The organism is Thermococcus sp., from assembly GCF_027063845.1.
In the GTDB taxonomy this organism is placed as follows: Archaea; Methanobacteriota_B; Thermococci; order Thermococcales; family Thermococcaceae; genus Thermococcus.
Genome location: NZ_JAMOQU010000053.1, coordinates 1 through 7317 on the forward strand (window position 1 = coordinate 1; position 7317 = coordinate 7317).

Annotated in this window: 11 protein-coding genes; 9 read left to right on the forward strand and 2 right to left on the reverse strand. The window is 54.9% G+C overall.

Translation table 11 applies throughout. The features are described 5' to 3' along the window. Positions 1–104: 104 nt before the first annotated feature. The 9 genes from MVO87_RS03890 to MVO87_RS03930 all read left to right on the forward strand — a co-directional run bounded on the left by MVO87_RS03890 (position 105) and on the right by MVO87_RS03930 (position 5752). Positions 105–320, forward strand: coding sequence for a hypothetical protein (locus MVO87_RS03890; protein WP_297513499.1), 216 nt, complete (start codon positions 105–107; stop codon positions 318–320). A gap of 61 nt (positions 321–381) precedes the next feature. Then, positions 382–1164: an archaeal proteasome endopeptidase complex subunit alpha gene (gene psmA, locus MVO87_RS03895; protein ID WP_042692700.1), complete on the forward strand. Its 783-nt coding sequence runs from the start codon at positions 382–384 to the stop codon at positions 1162–1164. Between the two features lie 11 nt (positions 1165–1175). Next, on the forward strand, positions 1176–1886 hold the full coding sequence (locus tag MVO87_RS03900; protein WP_297552267.1) for a ribosome assembly factor SBDS: 711 nt from the start codon (positions 1176–1178) through the stop codon (positions 1884–1886). Next, the gene (rrp4, locus tag MVO87_RS03905; protein ID WP_167914425.1) at positions 1883–2656 is read left to right on the forward strand and encodes an exosome complex RNA-binding protein Rrp4; all 774 of its coding nucleotides are present in this window, start codon (positions 1883–1885) and stop codon (positions 2654–2656) included. The genes MVO87_RS03900 and rrp4 overlap by 4 nt, the downstream gene beginning before the upstream one ends. Then, positions 2640–3389 (forward strand): exosome complex exonuclease Rrp41, encoded by a 750-nt coding sequence (rrp41, locus tag MVO87_RS03910; protein ID WP_297515281.1) that lies wholly within the window; start codon positions 2640–2642, stop codon positions 3387–3389. The genes rrp4 and rrp41 overlap by 17 nt, the downstream gene beginning before the upstream one ends. Next, positions 3382–4200, forward strand: coding sequence for an exosome complex protein Rrp42 (gene rrp42, locus MVO87_RS03915; protein ID WP_297515275.1), 819 nt, complete (start codon positions 3382–3384; stop codon positions 4198–4200). The genes rrp41 and rrp42 overlap by 8 nt, the downstream gene beginning before the upstream one ends. A gap of 28 nt (positions 4201–4228) precedes the next feature. Next, positions 4229–4510, forward strand: coding sequence for a hypothetical protein (locus MVO87_RS03920; protein ID WP_297515273.1), 282 nt, complete (start codon positions 4229–4231; stop codon positions 4508–4510). A gap of 51 nt (positions 4511–4561) precedes the next feature. Next, on the forward strand, positions 4562–4957 hold the full coding sequence (sepF, locus tag MVO87_RS03925) for a cell division protein SepF (RefSeq protein WP_297515270.1): 396 nt from the start codon (positions 4562–4564) through the stop codon (positions 4955–4957). A gap of 75 nt (positions 4958–5032) precedes the next feature. Next, positions 5033–5752 carry a ZPR1 zinc finger domain-containing protein gene (locus tag MVO87_RS03930; RefSeq protein ID WP_297515279.1) on the forward strand — a complete coding sequence of 240 codons (720 nt, stop codon included), beginning with the start codon at positions 5033–5035 and terminating at the stop codon, positions 5750–5752. Here MVO87_RS03930 and MVO87_RS03935 read toward each other — a convergent pair. Together MVO87_RS03935 and MVO87_RS03940 are read right to left on the reverse strand one after the other, a co-directional pair. Further along, complete coding sequence (locus MVO87_RS03935; protein WP_297515268.1) at positions 5739–6686, reverse strand: hypothetical protein; 948 nt, start codon at positions 6684–6686, stop codon at positions 5739–5741. The genes MVO87_RS03930 and MVO87_RS03935 overlap by 14 nt on opposite strands. 83 nt (positions 6687–6769) lie before the next feature. Beyond that, on the reverse strand, positions 6770–7294 hold the full coding sequence (locus MVO87_RS03940) for an ASCH domain-containing protein (protein WP_297552271.1): 525 nt from the start codon (positions 7292–7294) through the stop codon (positions 6770–6772). Positions 7295–7317: the final 23 nt, after the last annotated feature.

A 7317-nucleotide genomic window follows, 5' to 3' on the forward strand; every position in this document is an offset into this window, starting at 1 on the left:
TCCTCGTAGAGGAGTTGTTCCTTCGGAGGTCTGCAGAAGGGACACTCCATCGGCAACACCAAAGGCTTAAAATCCTCCCGCCTAAAAAAGCTCCCGGTGGTGGCATGAAGGAGCTCAAGGATATGGAGCGAACCTATAAGAAGTTGCTCTCGGCAGGATTGCTCACCCTCCTGCTCGGCTTTGCGTTGCTGATATTCAAGCCCATCGGAACGGCGTCCATCTACGTCGGAGCCCTCGTCTTCGCTCTGGCCTTCATACCGCTCGAGCTCGCCAAGAGAACCGCGAGGAGGATGGCGATTATAGCCTTCAGGGGAGGATAGAAAAGCTTAATAGAAAACCCGGCAACTATCGAAAAGGAGTGAGAAACAGGGGTGATGTAGAATGGCGTTTGTACCACCGCAGGCCGGCTACGACCGGGCGATAACCGTTTTCAGCCCGGACGGAAGGCTGTTCCAGGTAAACTACGCGAGGGAAGCTGTAAAAAGAGGTGCAACGGCTGTAGGAGTTAAGTGGAAGGACGGCGTTGTCCTGGCCGTTGAAAAGAGAATCACAAGCAGGCTCATTGAGCCGAGGAGCTACGAGAAGATTTTCCAGATTGACGACCACATAGCGGCCGCTCCGAGCGGTATCATCGCTGACGCAAGGGTTCTCGTTGACAGGGCTAGGCTGGAGGCCCAGATTTATCGCCTCACCTACGGCGAACCCGTTCCGCTCACCGTTCTGGTGAAGAAAATCTGCGACCTCAAGCAGGCTCACACCCAGTACGGCGGTGTGAGGCCCTTCGGTGCCGCCCTGCTCATGGCGGGCGTTAACGACAAGCCCGAGCTCTACGAGACCGACCCGAGCGGTGCCTACTTCGAGTGGAAGGCGGTAGCTATAGGAAGCGGAAGGAACGTGGCGATGGCCATCTTCGAGGAGCACTACGACGAGAACCTCGACAGGGACGGGGCAATAAAGCTCGCGATACTCGCTCTGTCCAAGACCCTTGAGGAGCCAACCGCGGACTCGATAGAGGTTGCCTACATAACCACCGAGGACAAGCGCTGGAAGAAGCTCCCGAGGGAAGAGCTTGAGAAGTACCTCAACGAGGTTCTTGAGGAGATTAAAGAGGAAGAGGTTGAGGAGAAGGCCGAGGACTACTCCGAACTCGACCAGAACTACTGAGGTGGCGGGCGATGCCTATTAGCGTTGACAAAGCGGTAATCGCCCGTCTGAAGACGCACGGCGAGACCTTTGAGATACTCGTGGACCCCTACCTCGCGAGGGACTTCAAGGAGGGCAAGGAGGTTCCCATAGAAGAAATCCTCGCAACTCCTTACGTTTTCAAAGATGCACACAAGGGCGACAAGGCGAGCGAGCATGAGATGGAGAAAATCTTTGGAACAAGTGACCCCTATGAAGTCGCTAAAATAATCCTCCAGAAGGGCGAGGTTCAGCTCACCGCGGAGCAGAGGAGGCAGATGCTCGAGGAGAAGAAGCGCTACATAGCGACGATAATCCACAGACACGCGGTTGACCCGAGGACAGGTTACCCCCACCCCGTTGACAGAATCCTGAGGGCAATGGAAGAGGCTGGAGTTCACGTTGACCTCTTCAAAGACGCGGAAGCGCAGGTTCCGAAGGTCATCAAGGCGATTAGGCCTCTGCTCCCGATAAAGCTCGAGGTCAAAGTCATAGCAGTGAAGATACCGAGCGACTACGTTGGAAGGGCCTACGGCGAGGTTAGGAAGTTCGGAACGATAAAGCGCGAAGAGTGGGCCAGCGACGGCTCTTGGATGTTCCTCATCGAGATTCCTGGAGGAATCGAGGAGGAGTTTTATGAGAAGCTCAACGCCCTGACGAAGGGCACCGCTCTTACTAAACTTGTAGAGAGGAAGGGACTATGAGGCGGATTTTTGTAAAACCAAGGGAACTTGTCGTCCCTGGGACGTTGCTCGCCCAGGGGCCGTTTAAGAACGGAAGGGGGACCTTCAGGGAAGGCAACAGGATTTACTCAACGGTGATAGGACTTGTCGAGATAAGGGGAGACCTCATAAGGGTCATTCCGCTCGAAGGGCCCTACATACCAGAGGTCGGGGACAACGTCCTCGGAAAGATAGTCGACGTCAAGTTCTCCAACTGGACCGTTGACATCGGAGCACCGTACCAGGCCAATTTACGCGTTCAAGATGCCGTTGAGGAGCGCATAGACCTGCTCAAGACCGACCTGAGGAAGATTTACGACATAGGGGACATTATCTACGCCAAGGTGAAGGCATTCAACGAGATAAACCAGATTGACCTCACAACCAAGGGCATGCCCTTCAAGGGCGGTCCGCTCAGGGGAGGACAGCTCGTCACGATAACGCCTTCCAAGGTGCCGAGGCTCATAGGCAAGGGCGGTTCGATGATTAACATGATTAAGAAGCTCACCGGGACGAGAATCATAGTGGGCCAGAACGGCTGGGTCTGGGTGAGCGGAAGGAACGACGAGCTCGAGAAGCTCGCGATAGAGGCGATACTCAAGGTTGACCGCGAGAGCCACACGCAGGGACTGACCGACAGGGTCAAGGAGTACCTGCTTTCGAGGCTCAGGGAGCTCAAGGAGCAGGGAGTTATTGAGGAAATCCCCCAGCTTGAGGAGAAGGAAGGTGAGAAAGATGATGGGCAGGCCTGAGGGTTTAAAGCTCATCGACGAGAACGGTAGAAGAGTTGACGGCAGAAAGAAGTACGAGCTTAGACCCATTAAAATGGAGGTTGGTGTTCTCAAAAACGCCGACGGCTCGGCCTACGTCGAGTGGGGCAAGAACAAGATTCTCGCCGCCGTCTACGGCCCCAGGGAGATTCATCCAAAGCACCTCCAGAGGCCGGACAAGGCGATACTCCGGGTTCGTTACAATATGGCACCTTTCAGCGTTGAGGAAAGGAAAAAGCCCGGACCGGACAGGAGGAGCGTCGAGATAAGCAAGGTCATAAGGGGAGCGCTTGAGCCGGCCCTAATCCTCGAGATGTTCCCAAGAACGGCGATAGACGTTTTTATAGAGGTCCTCCAGGCCGACGCAGGGACGAGGGTTGCCGGAATAACGGCCGCTTCACTCGCTCTAGCCGATGCGGGAATACCCATGAAGGACCTCGTGGCAGCGTGCGCCGCCGGAAAGATTGACGGGGAGATAGTCCTCGACCTCAACAAGGACGAGGACAACTACGGCGAAGCAGACGTTCCCGTTGCCATAATGCCCCTCAAGAACGACATAACGCTCCTTCAGATGGACGGCTACCTGACTAGGGAGGAGTTCATTGAAGCAGTGAAGCTCGCCATAAAGGGAGCCAAGGCGGTTTACCAGAAGCAGAGGGAAGCGCTCAAAGAAAAATACCTCCGCATAGCGCAGGAGGTGGCGGGCAATGAGTGAGATGGAAGTAATGGCCAGCATAATGCGCGACCACATCATAAACCTCCTCAGGGAGGGCAAGAGGATTGACGGTCGCTCCTTTGAGGACTACCGCGACCTCGAGGTCAAGGTCAACGTCATAGAGAAGGCCGAGGGTTCGGCATGGGTCAGGCTCGGCAACACGCAGGTCCTTGTCGGAATAAAGGTTGACCTCGGCGAGCCGTTTCCGGATTTGCCGGAGAAGGGAGTTATGACCACCAACGTCGAGCTTGTTCCCCTTGCCTCGCCGACCTTCGAACCCGGTCCCCCGGACGAGAACGCCATCGAGCTTGCCCGTGTTGTGGACAGGGGAATAAGGGAGAGCGGGGCCGTTGAGCTCGAGAAGCTCGTCATCGTCCCAGGAAAACTCGTCAGGGTGATTTTCATCGACGTCCATGTCCTCGACCACGACGGCAACCTGCTCGACGCGAGCGGAATAGGTGCGATAGCTGCCCTGATGAGCACCAAGATTCCGAAGATTGAGTACGACGAGGAGAGCGGGGAGGTAAAGATACTCGACGAGTACGAGCCCCTACCTGTTAAGAGCGTCCCGATACCGGTCACCTTCGCGAAAATCGGCAACACGATGGTTGTTGACCCCAACCTCGACGAGGAGCGCGTAATGGACGGCAGGATTACGATAACCACCGACGAGAACGGCCACATTTCAGCGGTTCAGAAGGGAGAGGGAGGAAGCTTCAAGCTGGAGGAAGTCATGTACGCCGTTGACACCGCCTTCAAGAAGGCCGAGGAACTCAGGAAGGTAGTTCTTGAGGCCGTTGGGAAGGCCTGACCCTTTCCCTCTTTTCCCGGTGGTAGCGATGGACTTCATGAGCATCGTTGCGTCAGTGATTTTCGCCGGTTTCGCGGTGAGGACCGTCTACCTCCTTCTGCGGGAGGAGAGGAAAAAGGACCTGCTCCTCACAACGGCCCTCTGGGGTCTGGCCCTCTTCGTGTGGGGTCTCTACATTGCCGGAAAGAAGGGATGGGGCATTCCAAGCGCCCTTGTGATGCTCTCGGGCGTTGTGGCTTTCTCCCTGTCATTCTTTGGGCTCTTCAAGCTTCGCGAGGAGAGCCCCAAGGAGTTTGGGAAAGAGCTATAAAGGAAAAGGCATAAAACTAAACGGCTTTACGATTAACCGGGGGGAACCCTCATGGGATTGTTTGACAGCCTCAAAAAGAAGGAGAACAAGCCTAAAATGAAACCTCCCGCGAGCGTTAAGAAGGAAGTCGCTCCCAGGCATGACATCGATGTCGTACCGATTGAGGAGGATGTTCTTGCTAAGGAGCTCGTTAAGCCCCAGCTCCGCTACCTGAAGAAGATAACCGTGACCAGCTACTCCGACCTTGAGAGGATTTCCAGCGAGCTTCAGGAGGGCAACATAGTCATAGTTGACCTAACCCCACTCGAGAAGAGGCCCGACGTCCTTGAAAAGGTTGCCGAGCAGATTAAGGGTATGGTCAACGCCTTCGGCGGGCAGGCGGCGAAGATATGCAAGCAAGAGATAAAGCTCATCCTCCTTCCCGAGGACATAAAGATTGCCAAGTGAGGTTTTCCTTTTTCAAACTTCAACCGAAACCATGACTTTATAAAGGCATCACTGGTTCTCTTCTCGGTGATGCTCATGGGCGAGAAGAAAGGCGAGAAGGTTTATGTTAATCCCGAACTCGGCGAGGTTCAGGTCATAAGCCTCGGTGACTGTCCCATCTGCGGCGGCAAGAACACTCTCAAGGCCATCCAGCACATCCACGAGATTCCTTACTTCGGCAAGGTCATGGAGAGCACGATAATCTGCGAGAAGTGCGGCTATCGCAACGCTGACGTCATGATACTCGAGGACAGGCCGCCGAAGCTCTACACGGTGAAGGTCGAGGAGGAGAAGGACCTCTTCACGCGCGTTGTGAGAAGCAAGAGCGGGACGATAGAGCTCGAGGAGATAGGCGTCAAGATTGAACCGGGTCCGGCATCTGAAGGTTTCATCACCAACGTCGAAGGTGTCCTTGAGCGCGTCCGTGAAACGCTCCTGATGGCGAGGGAGTTCAGGAAGCAGGAGGGCGACGAAGAAGCTGTAAAGAAGGCCGACGAGATACTGCAGTACATCGAGGACGTCAAGGAAGGGAAGAAACCGCTGACGGTAAAGATAGCCGACCCCCTCGGCAACAGCGCGCTCATAGGCGAGAAGGTCAAGAGCAGGCTTTTGACAGAGGAGGAAATCCAGAAGCTGAGCCTCGGGCCGTACCAGATAGTCAACCCGGAGGAGCTGGAGGAGCAAAAAGAAGTCAAGGGGGGCGATAAAACTTCCGAAGAATCCGGAGAAGAGAAGAAAGAACTCAGCGGGAAATGAGGACGAAGACTTTATCCTCGATTCCGTTTACCTCTACGTTTCTCCCATCGAAGTTGAGTTCCGCTTCTCCGTTCACGAGCCTGTTGTAGTCGTCCATGCTCACGGCAATGACGCTGAAAGCATCGTCTCCGGTTACGTCGTTCGTGTACTCCAGCCCTATGGTGGTTCCGAGGGCGAGATTGCCGGCAACGTTCTTCGTGACATCGCCTACGTCAAGCGAATCGCCGTTGTCAACGATGTAGATTAAGGCGTAGGGCTTTTCGACTTTCACTGCCTCCCCCTCAGCCATATAAACGTCGCCGGTAAGGACCTCTATATCGTCACTATCCTGGTTGAAGGTCATGTGCTCGCCATTGGGCTCGGCAATCATCAGAATGTACTCGCCGAGGTCGTCCGCGCTTTTGGCCATCTCAACGACCGCCTTTATGTCCCCACCAAGGTCAGTATCGTCAACTGTTCCGAAGTAGTCGCGCGATTTAACGACAATGTAGTCGTCATCGGTTTCCAAGTAATGGAACGTCTTCAGGGGCTCATCCTCACTGTACGTGTAGTCAACGTTAAGGTAGTAGCCGTCTGAGAAGTCTATCTTAACCGCGTATCCACCATCGGTCTCAATGACCTCGTGTGAGTCGGAGGGGACGACGACCACTGCATCGGTGCTCCCGGTTTCACTCGTTATTACACCTATGAAGGGCTCATCAACTTCCGATACGACGACCCTCATCGTGTCGAACCTGAGTGTAACGGGTAAGTCGGCGTTAAGCCTGACGTCTTCAGCAGTCTCGGCCTGAGTTTTCACGGAGCTTTTCTCTGAGAACGTATCTGTAGCGGACGGCGTTGAAGTGCCCTCTCCAGAGGAGCCAATACACCCGCTTCCCGCGAGAACGAGTCCCACGAGAAGAAACGCCAGAGCGTACCTAATATCAAACCTCATGTAAAACACATCCAATCTTCTGTAATCAAAAGTTAGCGGAGAATGGCTTATAAACGTTTGCAAACGCGTTAGGAAGCCTAACATCAGGGGTAGAAGTAGTCCCTCGCGAGCAAGTCTTCAATCAGGGCCCTTACCCAGGGCTTCCTCGTCTTTCTTGACAGGTGAATTATGCCCTCGACGTGGATTCCGTAGCGCTCCTTCATCTCCTCCCTGCTCATCGGTTCCTTGAAGAGGAACGGCCTCTCGATGGTGAAGACGTAGCCGTAGTCCTTGATGTAGTTGGCCAGCCAGTTCTTCCCGTTCTCACCGTGGACGAGGGTTAAACCGCTCGTATCCTTCGCCATCTCCCAGAGGGTCTCGAAGTCGGCCTTTATCACCTCTCCAACCTCGAAGCCCCCAGCTATGGTTCCCCTCTGGGTCAGCGTCTGCTCCTCGTGAAGGTTGAGCCTCCTCAGCGTGTCCCTCAGCTCGTAGGGGTTTCCCCGCGCTATGTAGAGGAACACCAGGTCACCCTCGTCGAAGGCCTTCCTCTTCCTGACCTCGACCGTTTTGAGGCCCCTGAATATCAGCTCGGCGTAAACCTGGTGGAGCGCTATGACGTGCTCCATGCTTTCACCTGGCGAACCCTCGA